Raw genomic sequence first — 1315 nt, forward strand, 5'->3', positions numbered from 1 at the left:
CTTTGCTGCTGTGTATGGACCGGAGACATCGCTGACAGGTGTGCGGGGACATGGTTGACACTTTCGGGCATGCCATGCCCGAGACCAACCATGCCGTGGAACCCCCAAAACATCATGCAACTTCGCCTTGATTTCGTGAGCCTTGCGCTCAAGCGCGAGATCCCGTTCAGTGAGCTGTGCCGGCGTTTCGGCATCAGCCGGCAGACGGGATACAAGATACTCAGACGTTATGAATTGGGCGGCGATCAAGCGCTTGCCGATCTCTCCCGTCGCCCGCTCACCAGCCCGCGCATCAGTGCGCCGGAGCTCGAGCAGCAAGTGCTGCAACTGCGCGATGCCCACCCGGCTTGGGGCGCGCGCAAGCTCAGCCGACGCCTCATCGATATGGGGCTGGCCAAGCTCGCACCCAGCACGGTCAATTCGATCCTGCATCGCCACGGGCGCATCGGCCAGAAGGCCTCGGCCGATGCCACCGCCTGGCAGCGCTTCGAGCGCGGCGAGCCCAACGAGCTGTGGCAGATGGACTTCAAGGGCGATTTCCTCATACTCGATCAGACGCGCTGTTTCCCGCTCACCGTGCTGGACGATCATTCGCGCTACAACGTGGTGCTGCACGCGTGCGGCGCCACCGATGGCAACACCGTGCGCGCCCAGTTGGAGCGCGCCTTCACCTGCTACGGCCTGCCCGCCCAGATCAACACTGACAACGGCGCGCCCTGGGGCTCGCCGGGCAAGCCCGGTCAGCTCTCGGAGCTGGCCATCTGGCTGATTCGCCTGGGCATTCGTGTCACCTACAGCCGTCCCTATCACCCGCAGACCAACGGCAAGGACGAACGCTTTCACCGCTCGCTGAAAGCCGAAGTGCTCAACGGGCGCAGCTTCACCACCCAGGCTCAGGTACAGAGCGAATTTGATTACTGGCGCGAGATTTACAACCACCAGCGCCCGCATCAGGGCATCGGCATGGCCACGCCGATCACGCGCTATCGCAGCAGCCCGCGCGCGATGCCCAGCACGCTGGCGCCGATCGAGTACGGTCCCGACGACGAAGTGTTGCGCGTGGGCTGGAACGGCAAGATAACGTTTCGAGGCTACCAACTACGCGTATCGAGCGCATTGCATCGATTGGACGTGGCAGCGCGTATGAACCCGGAAATTGCCGACGCCTATGATTTTTATTTCGCTCATCATCGACTCATGACCTTTGACCCAAATCAGCCCGATGCGTCAAGATAGAAGTGTCAGCTATGTCTCCGCACATGTGTCAACCATGTCTCCGGTCCATACACTGCTGCAAAGAAAGTAACCAAAGAAA

Annotated in this window: 1 protein-coding gene; it reads left to right on the forward strand. The window is 61.1% G+C overall.

The window, feature by feature from the left end; all coding sequences use genetic code 11:
- The first annotated feature begins 90 nt into the window (after positions 1-90).
- A complete protein-coding gene (locus PQR08_RS38515; RefSeq protein WP_408164462.1) occupies positions 91-1236 on the forward strand; it encodes an IS481 family transposase in 1146 nt (381 codons plus the stop codon).
- Positions 1237-1315: the final 79 nt, after the last annotated feature.

The organism is Caballeronia jiangsuensis (assembly GCF_046030135.1).
GTDB lineage: Bacteria > Pseudomonadota > Gammaproteobacteria > Burkholderiales > Burkholderiaceae > Caballeronia > Caballeronia jiangsuensis.

Excerpts from the sequence above, each read along its gene's own strand:
- PQR08_RS38515 (WP_408164462.1), top strand. The coding sequence starts at position 91 with ATGCCGTGGAACCCCCAAAACATCATGCAACTTCGCCTTGATTTCGTG.